Origin of the sequence: Cryptosporangium phraense (assembly GCF_006912135.1) — a bacterium.
Classification (GTDB): Bacteria; Actinomycetota; Actinomycetes; order Mycobacteriales; family Cryptosporangiaceae; genus Cryptosporangium; species Cryptosporangium phraense.
In genome coordinates this window covers 112,227-136,676 of record NZ_VIRS01000018.1, presented here as the reverse complement: position 1 = coordinate 136,676, position 24,450 = coordinate 112,227, and the positions used below count along the sequence as shown (strand labels likewise).

Here is a 24,450-nt window from a genome sequence, read left to right as displayed (position 1 = left end):
ACTTTATCGAACGCCTGTACGTATGCTGCTGGGCATGGCTACAGGCTTGCGCACCCCCGCGGAATACGGCTTCGGCCTCACGATCGACGAGGCGACCTACCCGATCCGGATGTTCGGCCGCAGTGAAGACGAACTCCGGGCCAAGATCGAGGCCGACTTCGGCCGCCGGTCGCCGAAGTACCACCGGTGCCTCGACGACGAACGCCCCGCCGTCCGGATCGAGTGGGGCCAGGTCAAGCAGTGGTCGATCTCGACGCCGGAGCTGCTCCGGCGTCGCGAACCGGCCGGGGTTACGCCTTCGAGTGGATCGTGACGACGTAACCGTCGAGGTCACGGAAGGCGAACGTGTCGCCGAACGGCCCCTCGAACAGGTCGAGCACGATCGGTACCCCCTGCTCGACGAGGCGGGCGTGCAAGCCGGCGGCGTCCTCGTTGTGGAACCACACGCCGACGCCCGAGCCGAGCGAGCCGATCGCGTCGAGGTCCACCCCCGGCAGCGGATCGCGCACCGCGAACGACCCATTCCCGGCCGAGAACGCCACCGCGTGCGGGTTCGGGGCCGGGAGCCGCGTCAGCCCCACGACCTCCTCGTAGAACCGCGCGGCCGCCTCGCGGTCACGCACCTGGAACGACACGAAGTCGGGTCCGGTCGTCGTCATCGGAACCTCCCTGGTTAAGTGTCAATATACTGACACTCAACGAACGAAGTGTCAAACTGTTGACATGACGGCGAACGAAGAACTGGGCGTGCTGATCAAGGAGACGCAGGCGGTCCTGCATCAGCGGATGGACGAGGTGCTCCGTCCGCTCGGGCTGACCGTGCCGCAGTACGCCTGCCTGCAGGCCCTGCACGACACCCCCGGCATCACCGGCTCGGAGCTCGCCCGCCGGGTCTTCGTGTCCCGCCAGTCGACGAACATCGTCCTGCAGGGCCTCGAGAAGCGCGGGCTGATCACGCGCTCCGACGACCCGGGCCCCCGGCGTGAGCGGGCCACCGTCCTCACCGCTCCCGCGGTCGCACTTCTCGACGACGCCCGCAGCCGCGTCTCGTCGGTGGCGAACCGCATGACCGGCGACCTCACCCGAGCCGACACCGCCCGGCTGCACGCGCTCCTCACCGCGTGCCGGGACGCGCTCCTCACCTAGGCCCTGTGCCGCAGGCCGTCCAGAAAGACGTTCAGCAGGCGATCCGTCCGGCCGTCGCTCCCGGACGAGCAGGACACAGTGAAGATGCCGATGAGCCCGGCCGCCACGTCCTCCGCGCTGACGTCGGTGCGGAACTCGCCGGTCGCGCGGCCCGCGTCGAGGAGGCCGTCGATGGCCGCGAGCAGTTCGGTCTGCGTCCGGACGTGGGCGATCTCGCCCGACTCGATCATCGCGAGCAGCGTGTCGAGCATGCCGTTCTTGGTCGCGATCCACTCGCCGAACAGGTCCATCCAGCGCCGCAGCGCCTCCGCCGGCGGGAGCTCGGCGCGCAGCCCGCGAGCGCCGGCCGTGAGCCGCTCGACCTGGTCGCGATAGACCGCGTCGACCAGCGCCTCGCGCGTCGGAAAGTGCCGGTAGAGCGTGGCGATGCCGACGCCGGCTTCCCGGGCGATCGCCCGCATCGACGGTGGGGAGTCGGCCGACACGAACACCCGAGTCGCGACTTTCAGCAGCTCGTCACGGTTCCGGCTCGCGTCCGCGCGCAGCACGCGGGCGTCGGGGTCAGTCAAAACGGATCACGCTCCGGTTGTGTTAGCGTCTAAACGGATCATAGTCCGTTTAGGGAGCAGCATGAGCACGCAGAGCAGGGCGGTCCTCCTGGAGTCGTTCGGCGGTCCCGAGGTCCTGGGAGTCCGCGAGGTTCCGGCGCCGGAGGCCGGCCCGGGGCAGATCCGGGTGCGGGTCACCGCGGCCGGGCTGAACCCGATGGACTGGTTCATGACCTCCGACGACGAGACCGCGGCCCGGTTCGGCCTGAGCCTGCCGTCCGGGTTCGGAACCGACTACGCCGGGGTCGTCGACCAGGTCGGCGACGGCGCGACCGGGTTCGCGGTCGGCGACCGGGTGTTCGGCGGCGCCGTCTCCCGCGCGATCGCCGACCACGTCGTCCTGGACCTGGCCGCGACGATCGCTACGGGCAGCGCCGTGCACCACACGCCCGACGGCGTCGACGACCGCACGGCCGCCACGCTGGCCATCGCCGGATCCACGGCCGCCGCCGCCCTGGCCGTCGTCGAGCCCGGCCCCGGCGACACGGTCCTGATCGGTGGTGCGGGCGGCGGGGTCGGCGTCTTCACCGTCCAGCTCGCCCGTCTGGCCGGAGCGCGGGTGATCGGGACCGGATCGGCGACGTCGGCCGAGGCCCTCCGCTCCCTCGGAGCGGAGCCGGTCGCCTACGGCGACGGCCTGGCCGAGCGCGTGCGCACCCTCGGCGTCACCGCGGCGATCGACCTCTTCGGGACGGACACCGTCCGGACGGCGCGGGAGATCGGCGTGCCTGACGCGCGCATCACCACCATCGCCGGCCAGGTCGACGGGATCAGGTCGGCGAACGGGGCCAACGCCGCCCCGGGCGCCCTCGAGGAGGTCGCCCGCCTGGTCGCGGACGGCCGGCTCCGGGTGCCGATCGCGGCCACGTTCCCGATCGACGAGATCCGGGCCGCGGTCGAACTCCAGGCCGGACGGCACGTGCACGGAAAAGTCGTAGTCGACCTCTAGGCTCGGCCCGGCCTACAGGATGGGAGGCGCCGATGTACGCGCCGGCCGAGCACGACGAGATCACCGGTCTCTTGCGCTATCTCGTTCAGCAGCTCGACGCGCTGCGCGCCTCGGCCTTCGGGCTGACCGAGGCGCAGAGCCGCGAGACGCCCTGCCGCAGCTCGTTGTCGATCGCGGGCCTGATCAAGCACGCCGCCCACGGCATGCGAGGAGCGGCCGCCCGGCTGCGAGGCACCCCGTCGATGGATTTCGACGCCTACCTGGCCAGCTTCGCGCCCGCTCCGGACGAGACCACCACCGCGCTGATCGCCGAGTTCGACGCGGCCCGGGCCGAGTACCTGGAGGCGTTCGCGGCCGCCGACCCGGATGCGGTCACGATCGAGCCGCCCGCGCCCTGGCACGGACGCTTCACCGAGCAGCCGGTTCGCTGGCGGTACTACCTGGTGCACCAGATCGAGGAGATGGCCCGGCATGCCGGCCACGCCGACATCATCCGAGAGCAGCTAGACGGTATGTCGATTCCCGCGCTGGTCCTCACCGTGGAGGGCGCACCGGCCAACGACTTCTTCCAGCCCTACGTCCCAGAGCCCGGCACGATCGGCGCCCCCTAGCGGGCTGAGCATCACCATCCAACCGGCAGCCGAGGCCGGACAGCATCCGCCGACGCTGCTGATCACCGCTGAACCGGCCCTGGTCGGCGAACTCGCCGAAGGCGCCATCCCGCCGACAACAGCCAACTCACTGTCCACCTTCCGCTGACCGCTGACCCCACCGATGATGTCGCTCTCGGCAGCAGACGCCGCACGGTCGATAGCCCGCAGCCAAAGCGGTGGCTTCGTCGGCGAAGAACACCCGATATTTCACGTACCCCCCGCGAGCTATCGCCCGAAGAGCACTCGGGCAATCGAGGCGCCCATAGATCTTTCCTCGCCGATAGCCGCCCCACTCCCCCTTCACCCCAGACCGGTAAGAGCGGCCGTCCGGCCCGACGAGCGTGTACACCTCACGCCGCATCGTGGAAGACGAGGGCCAGCGTGTGGCGCTCACCGGAGCGGATCGCCGACACTCCGTGCCGAACCGGAGCCGCCGACCACCCGCGAACCGACCTCACCGGACGGTCCCGGGTCGTGAACACGTAACCGTGCCCATGCGGCAGCAACGTCGCCGTACCGCGGGACTGTGCCCGCGGGCGCTGCTCGAGCAGCAGGAACTCCCCGCCCGTGTGATCCACGCCCGGCTCGTTCAAATTGATCACCACCTGGAGCGGAAACACCAGCTCACCGTAGAGATCACGGTGCAGCGCGTTCCAGTCCTTCTCTCCGTACTTCAGCAGGATCGCCGTCGACCTGGTCTGCCCAGCGTCGTGGCACATCCGCAGCCACTCGTCGAGCGTGTCGGGCCACGGTGCGACCCGGCCGAGCTTCGCCCACCAGTCGCGGGCGATCGGCAGCAACCGCGGATAGAGCGCCTGCTTCAGCCGCTCGATCGGCTCCGGGTACGGCGCCCGGAAATACCGGTACCGACCCTCGCCGAAGCGGTGGCGACCCATGTCGACCGTGCTGCGGAACACCTCGTCCCGGTCGTAGAGCTCGCGGAGCTCGACGGTCTCCGGTGGAGCCAACAACTGCGGCAGCAGGGCTCCGCCGTACTCGTCGAGCTCGTCCGAGACGGCCGGCCAGTCCGCCGATTCGACGCGGTCGCGCCAGCGGTCGGTGCTCATGCGGCGGACTCCAATTCCAACAACGCGGTCTTGGCCGCCAACCCGCCGATGTACCCACCCAGCGACCCGTCGGCTCGGAGCACGCGGTGACAGGGCACGACCACCGGAAGGGGATTCGTCGCGCAGGCGGTGCCCACCGCGCGAACCGCCCGCGGGCTGCCGACCATCTCGGCCATCTCCCGGTAACTGCGGGTCTGGCCGTAGGCGATGTCCGGCAGATGCTGCTGCACGAGCTGCCGGAACCCACGCGACAGCGACAGGTCCAGCGGCAGATCGAACCGCTTCCGCCGGTTCCCGAAGTACTCGTCCAGCTCTCGGCGCGCGAGGTCCAACCGTTTCGGTGACCGCAGGATGCGCGGGCTCAGCTTCTCGGCGAGCGACTCCAGCACCCGGTCGTGGTCCTCGACCGTGTACGCGATCCGGACCAACCCCTTCGGGGTTGCCGCGAGCAGCAACTCCCCGACCGGACTGTCCACGGTCGTATAGGCGACGTCGACGAGCCCCTGCGCCTCGGCCTCGATTTCCAATCGACGGTGCAGCATCTTCAATTTCTCGACGTCGTCACTCATGAGCCAGCTCCTTTCGGAGGTTCTCGAGGCCGTCGGCCGAGGCTCGGCGTGCGGCCCCGGCCGTGCCGCCGAGAATCGTCGCGATCTCCGCGTACGACATCCCGGCGAGGTAGCGGAAGGTGATCGTCTGTCGCTGCTTGGCCGGGAGGCGGCCGACGAGCTTCCACAGGTCGGCGTCGTCGGCGCCCGGGACTCCCAGAGCCGTCGAAGCCTCCGGGAGGTCCTGCACCGGCAGCGGCACCCGCTTCGCCGCGCGGAGGAGGTCGAGCGCCTTCCGGCGGGCGATCGTCACGAGCCAGGCTTCGACGTTCGCGGTCTCCGGCAACTCGGGGTAGGCCCGCATCGCCGCGAGGAACGTCTCCGACCAGGCGTCGTCCGCGTCCTGCACGCCGAGGAGCGCACGACAGACCCGCAGCACGGTGACGCCGTGCTGCTCGACCGCGACCTCGAACGGTTGCTTCACCAGAACAGGCGTCCGGCGCCCACCTGCGCGGACTCCTCCAGTTCCAACAGCGCCCGCTTCCGTTCCAACCCGCCGGCGTAGCCGGTGAGCTTTCCGTTCGCGCCGACGACCCGGTGGCACGGGACGACGATGCACAGCGGGTTCGCGCCCACCGCCTGCCCGACACGATAGGCGAGCGCCCTGTCGCCGAGCCGTTCCGCGATCGCACCATAGGTCGTGGTCTCGCCGAACGGAATCTCCGCGACGATGCTCCACACCGCGTGCTGGAAAGCGTCGCCAATGGCATTGAGCGGAAGGTCGAACGCGCGGCGCGTGCCGTCCAGATACTCGGCGAGCTGCGCCGAGGCGGAGTCGAGCAGCGGGTCGTTCGCGAGGGGGCCGAAGGCCTCCCGAGCCGGCCGACGGACGTGGTGCGCGAAGTAGAGGCCGGTGACCGCGTCGTCGCTCGCGACGAGCGTGATCCGTCCGAGCGGGCCGTCCACCAGTGCGTGCCGGGTGTTCATGGGTCTCCCTTTCTCCCGATGCCCTGAAGACTCCGGCCGACCCGAAAACGTGAGATGTGACCCCGGCCACACGCATCCGGTCACGTAAAATCGCGCTTCATGAGTCGTGTGCTGGACACTGCCCGGCTCGCGCCGTCCGATCGCCTCGACGCCGTCGACGCGGCCGTCCGGCAGGCTCGCCTTCCCGCCATCCTGCGCCCGGAGGTCGATCCGGCCGAGTTCAGCGCCCAGGTCGACGTCTGGCCGACCGGTGACGACACCGAGTTCCTGCGGTGGTCCAGCAACGCCTACAAGATCTGGCGAGGACGACGGCAGGTCAGCGCGTCCGACGACCACCGGATCGCGATCACGGTCATCAGCCCCGGGCGCTGGCTCTGGCGTCATCCCGGCGGCGAGGAGGTCAGAGACTCCGACGGCTGGGACATGATCCTGGTCGACCACGCCTCGTCGTACGAGTTCGTGCAGGCCGGCGAAGGCACGACCTACGCCTTCAACGTCGACTTCGGCGACCTGGGCGTCACCCGGGACCAGGTGCGTCGAGCCAGTGGTGCATCAGGTGTCGTTCGGCCGGGTGCAGCTCGGTGGTCCAGTCGAGCAGCGCGTTCGGCGCGGCGGCCGTTCCGACGATGCCGGTGGCGGGCGCCTGCGGATGGTCCGACACGATCGAGCGGATGACGATCTCCCGCATCCGCACCGACTCGGCGAGCGGACGATCCTCCTCGGGGACCGTCAGCAACGTGAACGTCGTGCCGATGCCGGCCGCGGTGACGGTGAACGCGGCGAACTGCTCGTCGACGCTGAGGAGCCCTCACGCGCCACCGCGTCGAGCAACCCGTCCATGCTGTCGAACAGTCGATAGATCGTCGGCGGCTGGACACCCGCCGCCTCACACACCGCCCGGGTCGACACCCGCTCGCTGCCACCCTCCGCGAGCAATCTCATCGCGGCGGCGACGATCCGATCCCTCGTCGACGGAGGCCCTGCAGGTGAGCTGGAATCGGACATGGCCCGATCATGCCAAGCACGGATGGCCGTCGGTCGCGGCGGCCGGGTCAGGGGCGACCCGGCCGCCGCGGGGATCACCTCTGGTTCGGATCGGCGGCCGGGTCGAGAACGCACGACGGCGCGGGGTTCTTGACCGGCGCGGTGAAGCCCAGCCCGCGGCCCGGGGCGTCGGACACCGACAGCAGGACCGTGTAGCCGGCCGGGACCCTGCGGCCGAGCGTCACCGCCCCACCCGACGTGGTCGGCAGGTCCCAGTCGCTACCCCGGTACAGCTCGAGGTCGTCGAGACTGCCGCAATCGCTCGTCTGCGGCACGGCCTTCACCCGGATCCCGAGCTTGCTCAGCGTCGCGTTCGCCGGACCGATCGCCTTGACGTCCTCGATCGAGACCGTCACGGTGCCGTCCGCGTTCTCGGTCACCGCGTAGGCAGGCGACGTCCCGGACACGGCGAACCCGACCGTGATCACCCCGGCGAGCGCGCCGGCCGCGACACCTACCAACCAGCCCCGGCGGCGCGACGGCCGAGCGGCGTTCAGGGCGGCCAGGATGTCCGCGCTTCCGGAGGCCAGCCGCGCGTGCGCGCTCAGCGCGTCGCAGCACCAGCACCACGCGCTGCCGCCGCGGCAGCTGCGCGAGCTGGGCCAGCATCGCGGCCCGCTCCGCGTGCTGGTCCGCCGCGTCCGCCGTCGGTGTCCCGAGGTCGTTCAGGACGGCCGTCGAGGTCGTCAGCTCCCCGGTCGCCTTCCGGCGACGCCACGACAGGAACTCGTTCGTGACCATGCGTTTGACGTAAGCGGACGGGCTGTCGAGCGTCGAAATGTGGGGCCAACGTTGCTGAGCCCGCAGCAGGACCTCCTGGACGATGTCCCTGGCCAGGTGCGGGTCGTAGCAGAGCACGGTGGCGTACCGCAGTAACGGATCGAGCCGATCGGCGACGAAGTCGTCGAAGGTCATTCGCGCCCCCGGCCGCTGTGTTGTTCTCTCACACCGCTCGAACGCTGATTGACGGCGATCTGTTGCGGTAACGACGGACCAATCCGCGAGGCGGTCGGCTCCGAATACCTCAGGTGAGACGAACTCGCAGGGATCGCTCTGATGCATCGACTTCACGCTTGCGGTTCGTCCGCGGAGTCCGGCGGCCGGACGCGGGGCCGGAGCCTGACGCCGTGCCGGTCGCGCCGCCGAACGAGGAGACGGAAGGTCCGCGGGGTCGGGCGATCGTGCCGATCCGGGCGATCGGGATCGCGGGTGACGAGACGCGGGTCGCGTCGGCCACGTTCGGGGCGCGCGAGTTGGCCTGGTCGCCGTATCCGAATCGATCCTTCGATTCCGCCGAGCCCCCGCACGGCGACAACAACGACGGCTAGCGCGCTCAGCGACGTCGAAATAGTGAAGTGGCGGCTAAGCCGCCGGTGATGGCGTCGGAACCTCGGCGTCGCAGTGGGCCTCGGCCCAGACGCGCAGGGCGGTGAGCGACCCCAGCAGAGTCCGGCCCACCTCGGTCAACCCGTACGTGACCGCGAGGGGACGCTCGACGATCACCCGCTCGACCAAGCCTTCACTCTCGAGCTGACGCAGCTTGTCGGCCAGCACCTTCGAGCTGATCCCCTCGGGCCGGCGCCGCAACGACCCGAACCGGACGGGACCGTCCGTGTGCGTTCCGACCGGATGAGGTGTTGGTCCGGATCGGGGCGGCCGGGGTGAATCCGGTCGACGCCAAGACCCCGCGCGGCGAGGGGGTCGACCTGAGCACCTTCCCGTTCACGGTGGACTGGGACCTGGCCGGCACGGTGGTGGCGGCCGGACCCGAGGTGGCGTTCCGGCCGGGCGACCGGGTCTTCGGCATGGCGGCGTTCCCGGGCCGGTCGGCGCCTACTCGCAGTAGGCAGTCGCCCCGGCCGCCGATCTCGTACGGACACCCGACTCGATCGACGACACCCACGCGGCCGCGCTGCCGCTCGCCGCACTCACCGCCTGGCAGCTGCTGGTCGACGTCGCCGAGCTCGAGGCGGGTCAGCGGATCCTGATCCAGGGAGGTGGCGGCGGCGTCGGCCATCTCGCCGTGCAACTGGCCCGCGGCCTCGGCGCCCACGTGATCACCACGGCGAGCGCATCCGAGCGCTCGGGGTCCTGGGGTTGGCGTTCGCGGTCAGTAAGCCCCGGCAGACTGGGACGGCCGGTAGCTGCCGGCCGGCCGGCGAACGATGACGCGGCCGGCCCCGGCCGAGGCCGGGCCGATCGAAGCGGTCACCCAAGCCGCGCAGCGACGGCCGACCAGATAGCCACCGAGCGGAATCAAGCTTGTCGGCCAATGCTTCCCGCACAGGTCGCCGCGCACCCCGCGTCCGCTCACTCGAGCCGGATCCGATTCCTGGAATATCGTGGCAACGATGGTGCGACGGGTGAAACCGGTGGCGAGAGTTCCAGCGACCACCACGCAGGAGGAATCTGCGATGGGAACCGCTGAGCCCGATCCCGGTGCGAGCAGGCATCGGGCCGGGGTCCGTAGCGGGGATCTCGGAGGCAGGATCGTGGCTGCGGCCGCTGAGCTGCTGGATGAGACCGGAGATCACGCCTCGGTGTCGCTGCGTTCCATCGCCCGTCGCGCCGGAGTGTCAGCGCCGGCCATCTACGGCCATTACGCCAACGTCCAGTCCATCTTCCTAGTCGTCGTACAAGAAGCTTTTGCCGAGCTGGAGCAGGCGCTGCGCGACAGCGCCGATCGCTTTCCCGACGAGGCGGGTGCGGCAGCGAGGCAGGTGGACCAGGACGATCCGCAGATGACCGTGGCCCGGCTGCATGCGGTCTGCGACGCTTACCTCGACTTCGCCGTCCGACGCCCGCAGCGCTACCGGATCATGTTCGGTGGCTTGTGGACGGCGACCACAGCCCTCGAGTCCTCCGCGGTTACGCGGCGTGAGGTCGAGGCGCTCGGACAGGAGGCGCTCGGGGTCATCGTTGCCGCCCTCCAGGGTTGCATCGACGCCGGGGTGTCGACGAGCACCGACGCCTTCGCCGACGCGGTGGCTCTATGGCTGGGCCTGCACGGCCTGGCCCACCAACGCGTGGCCGCCGCGGCGTTCCCCTGGCCGGGCGACATCGCTCGCCGCCTCATCAGCGCTCTGGCGCACGTAACCGGGGACTGACCCGCTCGCTTCCAACGCCTGCCGAGCGCTGCTTTACAGCTGTAAAGTGGCGCTGCTACTTTACGGGTGTAAAGCAGCGGTCCACCGGTGCACCGCGGTCGCCGACGCGAGCAGCTGTAGACAGGATCTTCGATGACCGATCGGCCCCGCTCCTCCCGCGTCGCGGCCGCAGCCCTGATGGTCGGGCCGGCGTTGTATCTCGCCGCCGAGACAGTCAGTGCAGCGGCGTGGACTAATCCGAGCTACAGCTACCTTCACAACTGGGTCAGTGATCTCGGCTCCAGCACAACCGGGGTGTTCCAAGGACGGGAGATCGACTCGCCGTTATACGTCGTCATGAACGCCGGCTTCCTAGTTCAAGGGCTGCTCTTCGCCCTCGGAATGCTGATCGTGGTCAGCCGCCTGCGCGGACGGCTTCGTCGCACCGGCGTCGTCCTTACCGTCGGGACGACCATCGGCTACGTGCTCCTTGCGTGTTTCCATGGCTCTGCGCAGGCCGCGGAGGACGGAACGCTCGCGCTGCACTTCCTCGGTGCGACCCTGGCAATCCTCGGCGCCAACACACTGGCGATCGTCTTGGGAGTCGTGTGGCGGAAGGACGCCACGACCCGGTCGCTGGGCCGCGCGAGCATCGCGCTGGGAGTCATCGCGCTCATCGCGGTCGTGGTGCTGTTCTCATCGATGGGCAGTGACCTGCCCGCCGGGCTGATCGAGCGCGTCTCGGTGTACATCTCCGTCCTCTGGCCGGTCGGCCTCGCCGTCCAGCTCCTCCGCCCCAGCCACCCGAGCCCTGACGTGAACACCGACGCGACTGCCTTCCGCACAAATCCCACTGCGGCCTGACCTACCTCGTCAGCCGCCTGGGCAGGCAGGCGGACCATCACGCACCGGTGCACCGGATGCGTCAGCACGGAGTTGATGATGACGACGAACACCGCACTGATCCGGCCGTTCCGCGTAGCGATCTCGGACCAGGAGATCGCCGACTTGAAGCAGCGGCTCGCGCGAACGCGGTGGCCCCACGCGGAGACCGTGGACGACTGGTCGCAGGGCGTCCGCCTCGACAGCGCCCGAGCGCTGATCGACCACTGGGCGCAGCAGTACGACTGGCGACGCTTCGAACGCGAGCTCAACGCGTACCCGCAGTTCGTGACGGAGATCGACGGGGTGGACATTCACTTCATCCACGTCCGATCGCAGAACCTGGGCGCGTTGCCGTTGGTGCTCACGCACGGATGGCCGGGATCGAACGCCGACTACTTGAAGGTGATCGGCCCGCTGACCGATCCCGTCGCCTTCGGTGGCGACGCCGCCGACTCCTTCGACGTGGTCATTCCTTCGATGCCGGGATTCGGCTTCTCCGGCAAGCCCTCGGAGACGGGCTGGTCCGTCGAACGCACCGCTCGGGCCTGGGCCGAGCTCATGCGGCGCCTGGGCTACGACCGGTGGGCCGCTCAGGGTGGCGACTGGGGAGGGATGGTGACCTTGACGCTGGGTGCGATGGAACCGGACGGACTGGTCGGGATCCACGTCCATTCCGCCTACGCGTTCCCCGCCCGACCGCCGGAGAACCCGACTCCCGAGGAGCAGGCCGCCCTTCAGGGCCTGGCCCGCTACGCGGGCGAGCTCGGCGGTTCCAATCACATCCAAGCGACGAAGCCCGAAACCGTCGGCATCGCTCTCGCCGATTCGCCCGCCGGTCAGGCCGCCTGGATCTACGAGAAGTACCAGTCCAAGACCGACAACCACGGCCGCGCCGAAGACGCGATCAGCACCAACGACATGCTCGACCAGATCAGCCTCGCGTGGTTCACCAACACGGCGGCCTCATCCGGACGGGTCTACTGGGAGAATCGCACGGTGGGAGCCACCGGACCTGCGGTCGAGCTACCCGTCGCCGTCACCCTTTTCCCACGCGACCTCCCACGACCCACACGGGGATGGGTCGAGCGTGCCTACCCGAACCTCGTCTACTGCAACGAGGCCGACCGTGGCGGGCACTTCGCGGCACTCGAGCAGCCCAGGACACTCATCGACGACGTCCGCGCCGGACTCCGAGCGCTACGGCCGAAGAAGTAGCTCAACGGCGGCGGTGACTTCGTCACCGCCGCCTCGATGACCGACCGGCTCTTTCGCAACGCCGAAGTTCTCACCCTCGCCGGCACCGCACCCAGTTTGCTCAGTTCACGACAACTCTGGTTTCGGCCCCCGCCGACAGACGTAGCGCGCGGCGATTTGCTCCGGCCGGAGCGCGCCCCCAGCCACCGGAGAATCCGTCGCGTAGTACGCCCGGATCAACGACGCCAGCGCAGCCACCGCCCTCTCGTACCGCTCCCGCATCATCGGAACGAACTCCGGCGGGCGCAGCCGAACCTCCGCCAACCGCTCAACCAGCCCGACCGCCACAACACCCCACCCATTCCCGGCCCCGCCAACAGCAGACGCACGCAGCCCGCAGAGTTCCCGGAGCGCCGGATCGATGGCGTAATCCTCCAGTTGCTGCCAACGCGTTCAGCGCGATCCAATTCGATTGAGCGACCCCGGTAGAAGAGTCTGGCAAAGGACGGAGCATCGAGGCTGCCGTCCAGGAGTTGGCGCATCGCTGTGAGCTGTTGCTCAACGCCGCTGCCCGCCTCACTTCTGACGGCTAACGCCACGACCGCCGCTTGGAGACACGGCCGCCGCCCGGTTCCATCGCCGCCGCGCCTACCTTCCGTCCGGCCCTGGTGTTGCTGTGCGCACTGTAAGGACATGCCGCTACGCGCACGATTTCAAGGCCTGTGCTCACGCACGCCGTAGATGACAGCCAACGAACGCAAATCGTCCCGCCGCACTCACACACTGCGACGATCGGCACGGCACACAAGCGCGAGCACCCATAGCCGGCGGCTCGTTACGTTCCCCGTCGGCGATGGAGGACCGAACGAGTGCCTCTTGTATTGCCGACACCACGCGCTCGGCTTCGCGGAGCACTGGAGTCTCACCGAACGGCTGCCCGGTCAGGTCGGTTACCCGGACGCCGAGTGCATCAGCCGTGTGTTCTGAACGAGACGGCGGCTGCCCCATGCACGCTGGCCGCGTTCTAGTAGTGAGAGGTAGCCCTTGGTGATTCCGGCTAGCCCGGCGAGATGCTCCAGAGACTTGCCCTGTGCGCGGCGGTGTCGCCGTACGCGTTGCCCGATGCGCTCGTGCTCAGTGGACTCCAAGGTCTCACCTCCCCGGCCGGATAGGCCAAGTGTCGCCCGCGACAGGAGGGTTCGGTGACCGCCGGAGGGGGCAATCGCGGGTTCTAGGCACGACGAAGGGCAAACCAGCAGGTCAGCGGGTGGGCCGGTGGTGGCAATGTGCAAACCGGCCTGTCCTGCTGCCGGGGAGCCCGCTGTCGGTGAGGCCCGGGTGAGCAGGACACGAACTCGTCCATACAGTTCCGAGGACCCCGAATGCCATCCGTCCGCCGCATGGCATGGCACCGGTGCAGACCGCGTCCAGGCCTGTCAGTCGTAGTTCAGGCCACCGGAACGCGCCCGCTTGATTTCGAAGAAGTGCGGATTGCGCGCCAGGATCAGCGCGGCGTCGAAGACCTCGGCCGCCTCGTCGCCGCGTGGGATCGCGTTCAATACCGGGCCGAAGAACCCGACTCCGTCGATGTGGATGGACGGGGTGCCGAGATCCTCGCCGACCGGGTCCAGGGCCCTGCGGTGGCTGGCCCGCAGTTCCTCGTCGTAGTCCGTGCTGTCCGCAGCCGCCGCGAGTTCGGCCGGGAGCCCGACCTCGGCCAATGCTTGACTGATGACCTCGGTGTAGTCCTTGTTGCCCCCGTTGTGAATCCGAGTCCCCAGAGCCGTGTAGAGGTCGCGCAGAACGCCGTCGCCGTGCTCCTCAGCCGCGGCGATGCAGACCCGCACCGGCCCCCAGGCCCGATCACAGAATTCGCGATACCAGTCTTCGATCTCGCGGTGCTCGTTGAGGACGGACAGGCTCATCACTCGGAAGCTCAGGTCGATGTTGCGCTTTTGCTCCACCTCGAGCATCCACCGGGAGGCGATCCAGGCGAAGGGGCAAGCGGGGTCGAAGAAGAACTCGACCTTCGGGGTCAGGGACACGAGGATCTACTCCTGGGTTGGGACGGTGGGAAGCAGGGTGTTCAGCGAGCCGTAGCTGAGCCACGGCGAGGCGGCGGTCAGGATGCCGAAGTGCAGCAACTCGCGGGCCAGCTCACTCGCCGTGGTGTAGGCCGCCTGGGCCGGGGCCGGCCCCACGGTGATCCGGCGGACGCCGGTGGCCCGCAGTTGCGCGACGGTGGCGCCACCGTCCCCGGTGAACACGCTGATGGGCAGCGGGGAGCGTGCCACCAGGTCAGTCAGGATCGGTAGGTCGGACAGGGCGGGGACGAACAGGCAGTCGGCCCCGGCGGCGGCGAAGGCCTCGGCCCGGCGTAGCACCTCGTCCGGGCGCTCGTCCGCGGTGCCGATCCCACGCATGTACACATCGGTCCGGGCGTTGATCACCAGATCGGGGACGCCGTACGCGGCTGCGGCGTCACGGGCGGCGGCGACCCGTCCGGCGGCGATCGGCAGTTCGAACAGCCCACCTCTCCCCGGAGGGCCGTCCTCCAGGTTGATCCCGACGATCCCGGCCCGCAGGACCGCGGTGACGGTCTGACCCACCTGGGCCTCGTCCACACCGAATCCGGCCTCGATGTCGGCGGTGACGGGCAAGTCGACCACCTCGGAGATCCGGCGCAGCATCCGAAACAGATCGGTCCGAGGCACCTGCTCGCCGTCGCGGTAGCCCAGGCTCCAGGCCAGGCCTGCACTGGTGGTGGCCACAGCCGGGGCGCCGGCCTGCGCGATCACGGCGGCGCTGGCTGCGTCCCATGCGTTCGGCAACACGAGAACTCCGGTCGAATGCAGCTGACGCAGCATTTTCGCCCGGTCCTGTGGACTGGGGCGGCTCATTCTGCCGTCTCCAGCAGGATTTTGACCAAGTCCTGCGGAGCGTCGCGCATGAGGTTGTGACCGCCTGCGAGCGCGTGCGTGATCCAGGCGGGGTCGTCTCGCAGTCGCTCGTAGACCGGGGTGAAGGGAGATGCTCCGTCCCAGCCCGTGGCGTAGACGTAGGTCCGGCGCCGGATGTGTCCGAGGTCGCTCGTCAGCCGGAGCGGCTGCATCAGTGAGGCGAGGGGATGGGCGGTGGCGCGGGGGTCGAAGAACGGCAGTGGCCGGACCGCGTAGCCGGTTTCCACCACGTCCGCGTACCAGCGCCGTTCCTGGTCGGTGACCAGGCTCCAGCACGAGTCTCCGGGTCCGGGCACCATGGCGTCCAGATAGACCAGGGAGGCGACGCGGCCTGGCGCGCGGTCGGCGACGCCGGTGATCACCATGCCGCCGTAGCTGTGCCCGACCAGCACTGAGTCATGAATGTCCTCGACGTCCAGGAGGCTGGTCACGTCCTGGACGTGGGTGTCGAGGTTGACCGCACCGGGCAGCAGGTGGCTGCGTTCGCTGACGCCGGTCAGGGTCAGTGGGTGGACGGTGTGACCTTCGGCGCGTAGTTCGCGAGTGAGCTCCTCGAAGCACCAGCCCCCGTGGCACATGCCGGGGATGAGTACGAAGTTCGTCATTGTCTTCCTCTGTCGTTGCCGGCGTCTTCGGTCAGGCGCTGGTTCTGGCACTGCTCGGGTGCACGGCGGCGATCACCGCTGCCAAGGCGCACAGGATTGCGGTCCACGCGAGGGTGGCGTCGGTGGAGAAGTGGTCTGCAGCCGCGCCGGCGATCCAGGGTCCGGCCGTCTGCCCGACGGCGAACACCGTGGTGAAAGCGGCCAGAGTCGCGGTCCAGTCGGCCGGGGGTGTGTTTGCCTTGATGAGAGCGGTGATGGCCGCGGGGACTCCCATGAACGTTGCCCCGTAGAGCACTGCGGACAGGAAGATGACTGGCGCCGTGGGCAGCGCCAGCGCCAGCGCGGATCCGGCGCTCAGGACGAAGAGCAGGGTCGCCAGGACTCGCATACCGGGCCAATGCTCGGTGGGGTAGCTCCACAGCGCGGGTGCCGCGAGGACCGCTGATCCCAGTGCGGTCCAGATCAGCGTCGTCTGCGTGAGCGAGGCACCGTAGTCGGCTAGATATGCGGAGAGGAATGTGATGTATGTGATGTAGCCGGTAGAGAACAGCAGGTAGGCCAAGGCGGGTCGCCAGAGGGTGCGCACGCGCGCCCTACCGGACGCCGCGTCCCGAACGTCGTCGCCGGTGCTCGCCGCGGTCCAGCTGACCACCGTGGCCGCCGCCGCGGCGACGGCCAGACCGATCCAAGCCAGGCGCCAGTGCTGACCTGCGGACGGGAGGGTCGCACCGGTGACGGCGATACCCAGGCCGGTGCCGGCGAAGTAGACCGTGATCGGAAGGCCGGTACCGGCCCGGGTGGCGAGTCGCGACGCGATCACTCCACCGGTGATGAAGACCACCGCCCCAGTGATTCCGGAGAGCCCCCGCGCGGTCAGCAGCGCCGGGTAGGTGTCGCTCAACGTCGTGGCGGCCAGCGACGCTGCGGTGAGCGCCATCCCGGCGTGGAAGGAAGTGCGGGCACCCCAGCGACGGACGATCACGGCGGTGGCGAGCGCGCCGACGAGGTAGCCCAGCCCGTTGGCGGTACCCATCCCCCCGGCTTCGGCCAAGGTCCAATGCAGATCGTGCCGCATGGCCGGGAGAAGCAGCCCGTACGCGAAGCGGGCCAGCCCCAGTGCCGAGGCGGTGCCGAGAGCCAACCGCGCCGCCTGCCAGTTGGCGCGCGGCATCGTTCCTGCGTCGGCGAGGCTCACCATCCGCCGTACGAGCGGGCGGGCAAGACGGTCCGGGCTTCCGGAAGCGTGGCAGGGCTGGGCATGACGTCTCCAGAGATCGAACCGGTCGGTACGATCAAAACGTAGCAGCTGATCGAACCGACCGGTACTATCTTGGTCATGCCGGTTCCCAAAGGCTCGACGATCGACCCCTCGCGAACCCGAGCCGCGATCGTGGACGCGGCCATACCGCTTCTGTACGAGCGTGGCCTCGACGGCATCGGCATCGCTGAACTATGTGCTCGTCTCAGGGTGTCCAAGGAGACGCTCTACCGACACTTCGGCACCAAGGACGGTCTGGTCCACGCCGCCCTGGAGGCGCGTAGCGATCGGGTGTTCCGCTGGCTGACCGAGGCCGTCGCGGCCGCCGGTCCGAACCCCGCCGACCAACTCACCGCCGCGTTCCACGCTCTCCAGAGCTGGTACGACGACCCGGCCTTTCGCGGCTGCGCCATGGTCAACGCGGCGGCTCAGCACCACGACGAAGCAGTGGGCGCCATCACCGCGCGCCACCTGGAGCGCTACCTCGCGCTGCTGACCAACATCGCCGAGCGCGCCGGCGCCGTGAACCCGGCCGTCCTCGGACGGCAATGGCTCATGCTCGTCGAAGGAGCGACCGTCGTCGCCGCCCACCAGGAGGCTGCACGCGCAGGGGAACACGCATGCGCGGCCGCGATCGCCCTGTTGGTAGGCAACACCCCGACCGGCCGAGACTGACACGTCGAATCAGGTGCACCGCCGGTCTTGTTCGACGTTGTGCCGTTTGCACATGGACCTACGGGTGGGCCGCCTGGGGATCGAACCCAGAACCCGCGGATTAAAAGTCCGCTGCTCTGCCAGTTGAGCTAACGGCCCGGTCCCTCCAGTCTCTCAGACCGGACGACGAACGACGACAGACATCCCCCGGCCCGGGATCGGACGCTACGGTACCCGGTTCGACCGGCCCGCGGATTCTGAACGGTCGACCGCCCCAACCGTCCGAACGTGCCAACTTCCCGACACTTGCCGCGCACCGCACTTTCCGTGCCCCACAGTGCTGACCAGGGTGGACACCGATAACCGGCTATTCCTACCCACCTGGAAGCCTTGCAAACGGACGTTACGTTCCAACGCATCGCAGGCATTAGTGACAGGCAGGGACGATGACGCGAGCTTTACTCAGCCTCGGCGCCGTGGTGGCGCTGGCCGTGGCACTCGTGGGCACGCTGGCCGGCCAGCAGCCCGCGAGCGGCACCTGGATCGCTGCGGCCGGCCGGCCCGCCGCCGGCGAAGGCGGAACCGTGCTGACCCACACCCAGGCGGCCCCGAAAGCTCAAAAGCCATTACTCAAGCCCGCGTCAACGCCCTACTTCTACACCGGCTCCAAGAACGTGGCCCTCACGTTCGACGACGGCCCGGACCCGCGCTGGACCCCCCAGGTCCTCGCCCTCTTACGCAAGTACCACGTCAAGGCGACGTTCTGCCTGATCGGCGTCAACGTCAAAGCTCACCCCGACCTCGTGCGGAAGATCGCCCAGGACGGGCACACGCTCTGCAACCACACGACCCACCACGACGAGCACCTGAAGAAGAAGTCGCGGGCGGCCATCCTGTCGGATCTCCGACAGACCAACGCGCTGATCAAGAAGGCCAGCGGCGGCATCACCCCGAAGTACTTCCGGGCGCCCGCAGGCAACTGGTCGGGCGTCATCGTCTCCGCGGCCCGGTCGCTCGGGATGGCGTCGATCGGCTGGTCGGTGGACCCGAAGGACTGGATGAAGCCCCCGTCCAGCACGATCGTGTCCCGGGTGCGGGCCCGGATGGCCCCCGGAGTGATCGTCCTCATGCACGACGGAGGCGGGGATCGCTCCCGCAGCGTGGCTGCGCTGAAGGTCCTGCTGCCTTCGCTGACCTCCAAGTACCGCCTCACCCGACTCTGAGCTGGGCAAACGCAAGGCCCCACCCCCGCTTTTGGTAACTGGTGGCGTTGTCGCCTATGCTGGGAACCGCTCCCGACGCGGACGGGGTGGGTGCGCCGCCCGGCGATCATGTGTGACAACATGAACGCCGTTCGGGATCACGCCCTCATCGTCTAGTGGCCCAGGACGCCGCCCTTTCAAGGCGGTAGCACGGGTTCGAATCCCGTTGGGGGCACGGCAAGACCCGGTCTACCCGGACCAGGTCCCGTGGAGCAGCTCGGAGTGCTCGCCGCCCTGTCAAGGCGGAGGTCGCGGGTTCAAATCCCGTCGGGACCGCTCTCGCTGTCGCACCAAGGTGCGGCAGCGGAGCGGCGTCGCCGCACCCGGCCAGGTAGCTCAGTTGGTACGAGCGTCCGCCTGAAAAGCGGAAGGTCGGCGGTTCGACCCCGCCCCTGGCCACCGAGGTACCCGAAGCACCCTCCACGAGGGTGCTTTTTTCATGTCGAGATCCGCGCGTCCGCTACGACTGGCCGACATGAGCGCGAACAAGGAACTCGTCAACACCTACCTCGACGGCTTCCGCACCAACGACCACGCCAAGATCCTGTCCTGCCTGGCCGACGACATCCGCTGGACCGTCTTCGGCCACTTCTTTCTGACCGGCAAGGACGCCTACGACGCGGCGATCGACGGCCCCGACTTCGTCGGCCCGCCCCGTCTCGACGTGGTGCGCATGGTCGAGGAGGGTGACACGGTGATGGCCGAGCTCAGCGGCTGGGCTCCGCAGAAGGACGGTGATCCGGTCCGCATGTCGATGGCCGAGGTCTTCGTGATCCGCGACGGCAAGATCGCCGAGCGACGCGCCTGGGTGATCCCGCTCGCCGAAAACGACTTCCGCTGACTGCGAGACTGAAGGCCGAGCGAAAGGAGGTGCGGCGATGACGTCCATCAACCCCGCGCCTCGCACTGGCGAGGCGCTGTCGCTAAGGACAATGCATGCGTGTAAGGCACATCACATTCGACTGCGCTGACCCCTACGCGCTGGCCCAGTTCTGGTCCGCGCTCACCGGGTACACCGAGGATCCCGAGAACCCGAACCACCCCGACGACCCCGAGGCCCTCCTCGCCGGCGATCCGGGTCTCCTGTTCATCCCGGTTCCCGAGGGCAAGACCGTCAAGAATCGCGTCCACCTCGACCTGCAGCCGGAGACCGGCACCCGCGACGAACAGGTGCAGCACGCGCTGCAGCTCGGCGCCACCCTCGTCGGGGATCACCGGAAACCGGACGGAACCGGCTGGGTGACGCTGGCCGACCCGGAGGGCAACGAGTTCTGCGTGGAACGCAGCGCGTCCGAACGCGCGGCCGGCTGAGGCCTGGGCCCGGCGGCCCTCCAGGCCGCCGGGCTCAGTCCGGGTGCGCGTCCAGGTGCGCCTCGAGCGCGTCCAGGCTCCGGCCCCAGAGGCGACGGTAGGGCGCGAGCCAGCTGTCGATCTCGGCCAGCGGCTCCGGCCGCAGCTCGTACCACCGACGCTGCGCGTCCTGCCGGACCCGCACGAGCCCGGCGTCCCGCAAGACCTTCAAATGCTTCGACGTCCCGGGCTGACTCAGCCCGAGCTCGTCGACCAGCTCGTTCACCGGACGCGGACGCTCGAGCAACAGATCGAGGATCCGACGCCGGGTCGGCTCGGCCAGCACCGCGAACGAAGTGGTCACCTCACAAATATAACCGGACAGGAATATGCGACGCCCGGAAATCGTCGGTGGTCGCCGCTACGGTGCCTTCGACGATGTCAGGGGAGGCACGGATGTTCGACAGCGACGAGCCCACCGACGACTGGTTCGGGCTCGGCGACGACGAATTCACCACCGACCGGCTGCCCGCCGGTTCCGACGACAAGGAGGGTGTGGCGTCCGCGGTCCACGGCGCGGTCGCTCTGCTCCAGTCTCTGCACGCTGACCGGGCCACGGTCCCCGCGGCCGTAGCCTCCTGGGCCGCCGTCTACGGCACCGCGACCGTAGAGCCCGATCCCGACGACCTACAGCGCGAATTCCTCCTCCGACGCCCGAGCACGGTGGCGGACGCGTTCATGGCCGGCGCCGTAGCGATGGGCGATGCGATCAGCACGCCGACGTCCGATCTGGTCAGTCAGCAGTTGGCCGCGCACGTGAAGATCGAGAACGAGCTGCTGCGGAGGCTCGCGCAAGCGACGCACCAGCCGATCCGAGAGGTACTGAGCAACTTGGAGGAGTGGGCCGCCGTCGATTCCCCCTAGCCACCACCGGAGCCACCCGGGGGGCGCCGCGGGGTCCGGGGCCGCCCGGGGGGCCGCCGGGAGCGCCGGGGCCGGGGCCGGGCCGCCGGGGGTGGTGCCGCCGGGGATGCCGGGTCCGCCCACCCGGGGTGCCGCCGGGGGCCTCGGAGCCGCTGGGGGGGTACCGCCGGGGTGCCAGGGCGGCCCCCGGGGCCGTCCCGGGCGCCGCCCGCTTGCGGCCGACCTTCCGGAGGCGCGAGGCCGGAGGGACAGTCCGGGCCGGGACCGGAGGGACGCCGGCCGGAGGGACGTGCCGGGGCCGGAGGGCCGGGGCCGGGGCCGGAGGGCCGGGGCCGGGCCGGGGCCGGAGAGCGCCATCGGCATCAGCGGACGCGCGTCGGAAAGGACCGTAGGCGCGAGCCCGCCGGAGACCACACCCGCCGGAGACCGGGCCCGTCCGAGGACTGGCCCGTAAACAGGTTTCCGCCGAGGGGTGCCCGCCGGAAGGTCGCCGTCGTCGGCCGCCCCCCAGCGACAGGCGTGCCCCGCCCGTGTGCGCCCGCCCTGAGAGGCCGAGCTCGCGCTGACCAGCGCCACCCCGCACCGGGTTGCGCCCACCGGAGGGCCTGCTCGCGCCCGCCCCGCGGGAGGCGCGCAGCCCGCGCCGAGCCGCCCGGCGCCGGACGCCGGGCGTCCGGCCGATGCATCCCCCGATCGTCCCTCCCCGGCTGGGGATGCACCCCTCCAACCCCGGCCGAGGGTGGCCCCTCCACGGTGCATCGCCGACGCCCCGACCCCGCATGCGCCGGCCCACGCACCACCCGATCAGGGCACCCCGCAAACGACCAGAATCAGCGGACCCCCATCACCCCGAGCAGAAGCTCAGCAAACTCTCCCGGCCGCGAAAGAAACGGATGATGCCCAGCCCCAATCTCCACAACCTCTCCAGCCCTCCCCCCACGCTCCCGCTGCACCCCAGCCGGAGTAGCCAAATCCTCCAAACAAACCACATAAGTACTCGGCACCTCCCGCCAAGCCACCCCCCGCACCGGCTGCCCGAACACCACGATCGACTGCCGAGTCAGCCGCTCCACCGCCGCATCCTGCGTCGGTCCGTCGCAGTCCTGCACGAACAGCTCCCGAACACTCTCCGGCAGCACGCCGATCGTTCCGTCCGAGCCAGGATCGAGCCACGGCGCCGGCCCGTCACCAACAACCGTCGCCTGCGACTCCCCCACATCCGGCATCACCGAAGCCAAATAGACGACCCGCCGCACCGCCGGGTGCCCAGCCCCAGCATCCGTGATCACCGCACCCCCGTACGAGTGCCCCAGCAACACCGCCGGCTCGTCGTCCTCATCGAGCACGACCCGCACCGCCGCCACGTCGTCATAAAAGTCACCGACCGCCGAACCGACATCACCGCGGCAGCTCGGCAACGCGACCGCACGACTGCGGACACCGGCCGCGGCCAGCGGCTCCACCATCCGGTGCCACCACCAGTCACCATCACGAACACAGGCCCCGTGCACGAAGATCAAGCGCATGCCGTCAGGCAACCACGGCCCTCCGACCCGACCGCGCAGATTCCGCGCCCAGCGGAAGGTTTGCGCTCTGAAGGAAACTGTCGGACCCACCCGCCAGACTCGCCCCATGGAAAACACCGTCGGCCTCACCAAGGACGTCGGCTGGCAGATCGGCGTCTCACGCACGCTGCCGCACCCGCCGGAGGAGGTCTGGAGCTTCCTCACGTCCCCACCCGGCCTCAGCCTGTGGCTCGGCCCGGGTGCAACGCTCACCCCGGAGAAGGGTGCCCGCTACGACACGGACGACGGCACCACCGGCGAGGTCCGCAGCTTCCGCCCAGGCGACCGGCTCCGCGTCACCTGGCAGCCGCCAGGCTGGTCCCACGACAGCACCGTCCAGGTCGTGGTCCGGCCCGCGGCCGGCGGCACGAGCGTCCGCTTCCACCAAGAACGACTTGCCGACGTCGACGAGCGCGCCGCTCAGCGTGAGCACTGGCGGCGGGTGCTGGAGGCGATCGAAGCCGCACTGTCAGACGGCTGAGCTTTACCTACCGGGCCGATAGGGTTGGATGCTGGAGCACCCGGAGAGAGGGACCCCGATGAGCCTCACGTTCCACTGGTTCCTGCCGACGATGGGCGACAGCCGCAATCTCGTCGCGGGCGGTCACGGCGTCGATCTCGGGCGGGCCGCGGGCGACCGACCGGCCTCGCTGGGCTACCTCACCCAGATCACCCGGGCGGCCGAGCAGCTCGGCTTCGTCGGTGCGCTGACCCCGACCGGCGCCTGGTGCGACGACGCCTGGCTCACCACCGCGATGCTGGCTCAGGCGTCCGAGCGGCTGAAGTTCCTGGTCGCGTTCCGGCCCGGGATGCTCTCGCCGACTCTCGCGGCCCAGATGGCGGCGACGTTCCAGCGCCACGCCCACGACCGGCTGCTGCTCAACGTCGTCACCGGGGGCGAGAGCAAGGAACAGCGGGCGTTCGGGGACTTCCTCGACAAGGAGGGCCGCTACCAGCGGACGGGCGAGTTCCTCGAGGTCGTCACCCGCCTCTGGCGGGGTGAGACCGTGACCCTCGACGGCCGGCACGTGCAGGTGGAGGACGCCAAGCTCAGCCGCGTCCCCGACCCGATTCCCGACGTGTACTTCGGCGGCTCGTCCCCGGCCGCCGGCGACGTGGCGGCCAAGCACGCGGACGTCTACCTGACCTGGGGCGAGAAGCCCGAGCAGGTCAGGGCGAAGATCGACTGGATCAAAGACCTGGCCGCCCAGCGCAATCGCACGCTGCGGTACGGCATCCGCCTCCACGTGATCAGCCGCGACACGTCCGAGGCGGCGTGGGCCGAGGCCGATCGGCTGCTGTCCGCGCTCGACCCGGCGACGATCGCCCGGGTGCAGGCCGGCCTGGCGCAGAGTGAGTCCGAGGGGCAGCGCCGGATGGCCGAACTGCACGACCGCGGACGGGCCGGCACCACGCTGCGCGACCTGGAAATTTCGCCGAACCTCTGGGCCGGGGTCGGGCTGGTCCGCGGCGGCGCGGGCACCGCGCTGGTGGGCAGCCACGCCGAGGTGGCCGATCGGATCGTCGAGCTGAGCGAGCTCGGGCTGTCGGAGTTCGTGCTGTCCGGCTACCCCCATCTGGAGGAGGCGTACTGGTTCGGCGAGGGCGTCCTGCCGCTGCTCCGGGCGCGCGGGCTCTGGGAACACCCCGCGGCGGCGACGCTCGAGACGCCGTCGGTCGACATCCCGTTCGCGGGTTCGGCCGGCCGGTCGCTGGCACCGCTGGCCCCGCAGTGAGGCGGCGCGGTGACGGTGATCAGGTCCCG

The 24,450-nt window shown here is 69.6% G+C and carries 32 protein-coding genes, 4 tRNA genes and 2 pseudogenes; 20 read left to right on the top strand and 18 right to left on the bottom strand.

Annotated elements, in window-relative coordinates; all coding sequences use genetic code 11:
- Positions 1-34 precede the first annotated feature (34 nt).
- A complete protein-coding gene (locus FL583_RS24640) occupies positions 35-313 on the top strand; it encodes a hypothetical protein (RefSeq protein WP_142707181.1) in 279 nt (92 codons plus the stop codon).
- Here FL583_RS24640 and FL583_RS24635 read toward each other — a convergent pair.
- Entirely contained in the window at positions 291-659 is a 369-nt protein-coding gene (locus FL583_RS24635; RefSeq protein ID WP_142707180.1) for a VOC family protein, read from the bottom strand. The two genes, FL583_RS24640 and FL583_RS24635, sit on opposite strands and share 23 nt — an antisense overlap.
- 64 nt (positions 660-723) lie before the next feature.
- On the opposite strand from FL583_RS24635, the gene FL583_RS24630 reads away from it, so the two are divergent.
- Positions 724-1,146 (top strand): MarR family winged helix-turn-helix transcriptional regulator, encoded by a 423-nt coding sequence (locus FL583_RS24630; RefSeq protein ID WP_142707179.1) that lies wholly within the window; start codon positions 724-726, stop codon positions 1,144-1,146.
- On the opposite strand, the gene FL583_RS24625 is transcribed toward FL583_RS24630, so the two are convergent.
- A complete protein-coding gene (locus FL583_RS24625) occupies positions 1,143-1,715 on the bottom strand; it encodes a TetR/AcrR family transcriptional regulator (RefSeq protein WP_142707178.1) in 573 nt (190 codons plus the stop codon). The two genes, FL583_RS24630 and FL583_RS24625, sit on opposite strands and share 4 nt — an antisense overlap.
- A gap of 61 nt (positions 1,716-1,776) precedes the next feature.
- Between FL583_RS24625 and FL583_RS24620 the strand changes: the two genes are divergently transcribed.
- On the top strand, positions 1,777-2,703 hold the full coding sequence (locus FL583_RS24620; protein WP_142707177.1) for an NADP-dependent oxidoreductase: 927 nt from the start codon (positions 1,777-1,779) through the stop codon (positions 2,701-2,703).
- 32 nt (positions 2,704-2,735) lie between these two features.
- Complete coding sequence (locus tag FL583_RS24615; RefSeq protein ID WP_142707176.1) at positions 2,736-3,314, top strand: DinB family protein; 579 nt, start codon at positions 2,736-2,738, stop codon at positions 3,312-3,314.
- Positions 3,315-3,441: 127 nt separating this feature from the next.
- Here FL583_RS24615 and FL583_RS43075 read toward each other — a convergent pair whose 3' ends face one another.
- The 5 genes from FL583_RS43075 to FL583_RS41105 are packed head-to-tail and all read right to left on the bottom strand — an operon-like array spanning position 3,442 to position 5,958.
- Positions 3,442-3,717 (bottom strand): Ada metal-binding domain-containing protein, encoded by a 276-nt coding sequence (locus FL583_RS43075; RefSeq protein WP_142707175.1) that lies wholly within the window; start codon positions 3,715-3,717, stop codon positions 3,442-3,444.
- The gene (locus FL583_RS24605) at positions 3,707-4,423 is read right to left on the bottom strand and encodes a 2OG-Fe(II) oxygenase (RefSeq protein WP_142707174.1); all 717 of its coding nucleotides are present in this window, start codon (positions 4,421-4,423) and stop codon (positions 3,707-3,709) included. Before FL583_RS24605 ends, FL583_RS43075 begins: the two co-directional genes overlap by 11 nt.
- A complete protein-coding gene (locus FL583_RS24600) occupies positions 4,420-4,992 on the bottom strand; it encodes a methylated-DNA--[protein]-cysteine S-methyltransferase (protein WP_142707173.1) in 573 nt (190 codons plus the stop codon). The genes FL583_RS24605 and FL583_RS24600 overlap by 4 nt, the downstream gene beginning before the upstream one ends.
- Positions 4,985-5,458: an RNA polymerase sigma factor gene (locus FL583_RS41110; protein ID WP_142707234.1), complete on the bottom strand. Its 474-nt coding sequence runs from the start codon at positions 5,456-5,458 to the stop codon at positions 4,985-4,987. Before FL583_RS41110 ends, FL583_RS24600 begins: the two co-directional genes overlap by 8 nt.
- A complete protein-coding gene (locus tag FL583_RS41105) occupies positions 5,452-5,958 on the bottom strand; it encodes a methylated-DNA--[protein]-cysteine S-methyltransferase (protein ID WP_142707172.1) in 507 nt (168 codons plus the stop codon). Before FL583_RS41105 ends, FL583_RS41110 begins: the two co-directional genes overlap by 7 nt.
- A gap of 99 nt (positions 5,959-6,057) precedes the next feature.
- Here FL583_RS41105 and FL583_RS24585 point away from each other — a divergent pair, with 99 nt between their 5' ends.
- Positions 6,058-6,633: a hypothetical protein gene (locus tag FL583_RS24585; protein ID WP_142707171.1), complete on the top strand. Its 576-nt coding sequence runs from the start codon at positions 6,058-6,060 to the stop codon at positions 6,631-6,633.
- 54 nt (positions 6,634-6,687) lie between these two features.
- On the opposite strand, the gene FL583_RS43070 is transcribed toward FL583_RS24585, so the two are convergent.
- The 3 genes and pseudogenes from FL583_RS43070 to FL583_RS43065 form a co-directional block, all read right to left on the bottom strand.
- Complete coding sequence (locus tag FL583_RS43070) at positions 6,688-6,900, bottom strand: helix-turn-helix domain-containing protein (protein ID WP_205752419.1); 213 nt, start codon at positions 6,898-6,900, stop codon at positions 6,688-6,690.
- A 137-nt stretch (positions 6,901-7,037) separates the two neighbouring features.
- Positions 7,038-7,430: a hypothetical protein gene (locus FL583_RS41875; protein ID WP_240746788.1), complete on the bottom strand. Its 393-nt coding sequence runs from the start codon at positions 7,428-7,430 to the stop codon at positions 7,038-7,040.
- A 331-nt stretch (positions 7,431-7,761) separates the two neighbouring features.
- A pseudogene (locus FL583_RS43065) lies at positions 7,762-7,917 on the bottom strand (SigE family RNA polymerase sigma factor); the annotation flags it as partial.
- A 212-nt stretch (positions 7,918-8,129) separates the two neighbouring features.
- Here FL583_RS43065 and FL583_RS24570 point away from each other — a divergent pair.
- Complete coding sequence (locus FL583_RS24570) at positions 8,130-8,330, top strand: hypothetical protein (protein WP_142707168.1); 201 nt, start codon at positions 8,130-8,132, stop codon at positions 8,328-8,330.
- Positions 8,331-8,364: 34 nt separating this feature from the next.
- Here the strand turns inward: FL583_RS24570 and FL583_RS24565 are convergent.
- A pseudogene (locus FL583_RS24565) lies at positions 8,365-8,604 on the bottom strand (winged helix-turn-helix transcriptional regulator); the annotation flags it as partial.
- A 32-nt stretch (positions 8,605-8,636) separates the two neighbouring features.
- Between FL583_RS24565 and FL583_RS43060 the strand changes: the two are divergent.
- The 4 genes from FL583_RS43060 to FL583_RS24545 all read left to right on the top strand — a co-directional run bounded on the left by FL583_RS43060 (position 8,637) and on the right by FL583_RS24545 (position 12,188).
- Positions 8,637-8,990, top strand: coding sequence for an alcohol dehydrogenase catalytic domain-containing protein (locus tag FL583_RS43060; protein ID WP_142707166.1), 354 nt, complete (start codon positions 8,637-8,639; stop codon positions 8,988-8,990).
- Between the two features lie 504 nt (positions 8,991-9,494).
- A complete protein-coding gene (locus tag FL583_RS24555; RefSeq protein ID WP_205752418.1) occupies positions 9,495-10,109 on the top strand; it encodes a TetR/AcrR family transcriptional regulator in 615 nt (204 codons plus the stop codon).
- A 132-nt stretch (positions 10,110-10,241) separates the two neighbouring features.
- The gene (locus tag FL583_RS24550; RefSeq protein ID WP_142707164.1) at positions 10,242-10,952 is read left to right on the top strand and encodes a DUF998 domain-containing protein; all 711 of its coding nucleotides are present in this window, start codon (positions 10,242-10,244) and stop codon (positions 10,950-10,952) included.
- Between the two features lie 75 nt (positions 10,953-11,027).
- The gene (locus FL583_RS24545) at positions 11,028-12,188 is read left to right on the top strand and encodes an epoxide hydrolase family protein (RefSeq protein WP_338081129.1); all 1,161 of its coding nucleotides are present in this window, start codon (positions 11,028-11,030) and stop codon (positions 12,186-12,188) included.
- Between the two features lie 1,415 nt (positions 12,189-13,603).
- Here the strand turns inward: FL583_RS24545 and FL583_RS24535 are convergent.
- The 4 genes from FL583_RS24535 to FL583_RS24520 are packed head-to-tail and all read right to left on the bottom strand — an operon-like array spanning position 13,604 to position 16,930.
- Positions 13,604-14,212, bottom strand: coding sequence for a mycothiol-dependent nitroreductase Rv2466c family protein (locus FL583_RS24535; protein WP_142707162.1), 609 nt, complete (start codon positions 14,210-14,212; stop codon positions 13,604-13,606).
- Positions 14,213-14,218: 6 nt separating this feature from the next.
- On the bottom strand, positions 14,219-15,034 hold the full coding sequence (locus tag FL583_RS24530; RefSeq protein ID WP_276611636.1) for an isocitrate lyase/PEP mutase family protein: 816 nt from the start codon (positions 15,032-15,034) through the stop codon (positions 14,219-14,221).
- A gap of 29 nt (positions 15,035-15,063) precedes the next feature.
- Entirely contained in the window at positions 15,064-15,732 is a 669-nt protein-coding gene (locus tag FL583_RS24525) for an alpha/beta fold hydrolase (RefSeq protein WP_142707160.1), read from the bottom strand.
- A gap of 31 nt (positions 15,733-15,763) precedes the next feature.
- Positions 15,764-16,930: a YbfB/YjiJ family MFS transporter gene (locus FL583_RS24520; protein WP_205752415.1), complete on the bottom strand. Its 1,167-nt coding sequence runs from the start codon at positions 16,928-16,930 to the stop codon at positions 15,764-15,766.
- A 138-nt stretch (positions 16,931-17,068) separates the two neighbouring features.
- Between FL583_RS24520 and FL583_RS24515 the strand changes: the two genes are divergently transcribed.
- Entirely contained in the window at positions 17,069-17,665 is a 597-nt protein-coding gene (locus FL583_RS24515; RefSeq protein ID WP_142707159.1) for a TetR/AcrR family transcriptional regulator, read from the top strand.
- A 65-nt stretch (positions 17,666-17,730) separates the two neighbouring features.
- Here FL583_RS24515 and FL583_RS24510 read toward each other — a convergent pair.
- Positions 17,731-17,803: transfer RNA gene (locus tag FL583_RS24510), tRNA-Lys, on the bottom strand.
- 287 nt (positions 17,804-18,090) lie between these two features.
- Here FL583_RS24510 and FL583_RS24505 point away from each other — a divergent pair.
- The 6 genes from FL583_RS24505 (at position 18,091) to FL583_RS24480 (ending at position 20,217) form a co-directional block, all read left to right on the top strand.
- Positions 18,091-18,867 (top strand): polysaccharide deacetylase family protein, encoded by a 777-nt coding sequence (locus tag FL583_RS24505; protein ID WP_142707158.1) that lies wholly within the window; start codon positions 18,091-18,093, stop codon positions 18,865-18,867.
- Between the two features lie 141 nt (positions 18,868-19,008).
- A tRNA-Glu gene (locus FL583_RS24500) sits at positions 19,009-19,081 on the top strand.
- A gap of 26 nt (positions 19,082-19,107) precedes the next feature.
- Positions 19,108-19,182 (top strand) — tRNA-Asp (locus FL583_RS24495).
- A gap of 49 nt (positions 19,183-19,231) precedes the next feature.
- Positions 19,232-19,305: transfer RNA gene (locus FL583_RS24490), tRNA-Phe, on the top strand.
- A gap of 40 nt (positions 19,306-19,345) precedes the next feature.
- Positions 19,346-19,747, top strand: a complete 402-nt coding sequence (locus FL583_RS24485) for a nuclear transport factor 2 family protein (RefSeq protein ID WP_142707157.1) — start codon at positions 19,346-19,348, stop codon at positions 19,745-19,747.
- A 95-nt stretch (positions 19,748-19,842) separates the two neighbouring features.
- Positions 19,843-20,217, top strand: coding sequence for a VOC family protein (locus tag FL583_RS24480; RefSeq protein ID WP_142707156.1), 375 nt, complete (start codon positions 19,843-19,845; stop codon positions 20,215-20,217).
- A gap of 34 nt (positions 20,218-20,251) precedes the next feature.
- Here the strand turns inward: FL583_RS24480 and FL583_RS24475 are convergent, their stop codons facing one another.
- Positions 20,252-20,560, bottom strand: coding sequence for an ArsR/SmtB family transcription factor (locus FL583_RS24475; RefSeq protein WP_142707155.1), 309 nt, complete (start codon positions 20,558-20,560; stop codon positions 20,252-20,254).
- A gap of 92 nt (positions 20,561-20,652) precedes the next feature.
- Between FL583_RS24475 and FL583_RS24470 the strand changes: the two genes are divergently transcribed.
- Positions 20,653-21,120, top strand: a complete 468-nt coding sequence (locus FL583_RS24470) for a hypothetical protein (protein ID WP_142707154.1) — start codon at positions 20,653-20,655, stop codon at positions 21,118-21,120.
- An 830-nt stretch (positions 21,121-21,950) separates the two neighbouring features.
- Here FL583_RS24470 and FL583_RS24460 read toward each other — a convergent pair.
- The gene (locus FL583_RS24460) at positions 21,951-22,646 is read right to left on the bottom strand and encodes an alpha/beta hydrolase (protein ID WP_142707153.1); all 696 of its coding nucleotides are present in this window, start codon (positions 22,644-22,646) and stop codon (positions 21,951-21,953) included.
- A gap of 106 nt (positions 22,647-22,752) precedes the next feature.
- Between FL583_RS24460 and FL583_RS24455 the strand changes: the two genes are divergently transcribed.
- The gene (locus FL583_RS24455) at positions 22,753-23,166 is read left to right on the top strand and encodes an SRPBCC family protein (RefSeq protein ID WP_142707152.1); all 414 of its coding nucleotides are present in this window, start codon (positions 22,753-22,755) and stop codon (positions 23,164-23,166) included.
- A gap of 58 nt (positions 23,167-23,224) precedes the next feature.
- Positions 23,225-24,421, top strand: a complete 1,197-nt coding sequence (locus FL583_RS24450; protein WP_142707151.1) for an LLM class flavin-dependent oxidoreductase — start codon at positions 23,225-23,227, stop codon at positions 24,419-24,421.
- Positions 24,422-24,450 lie beyond the last annotated feature (29 nt).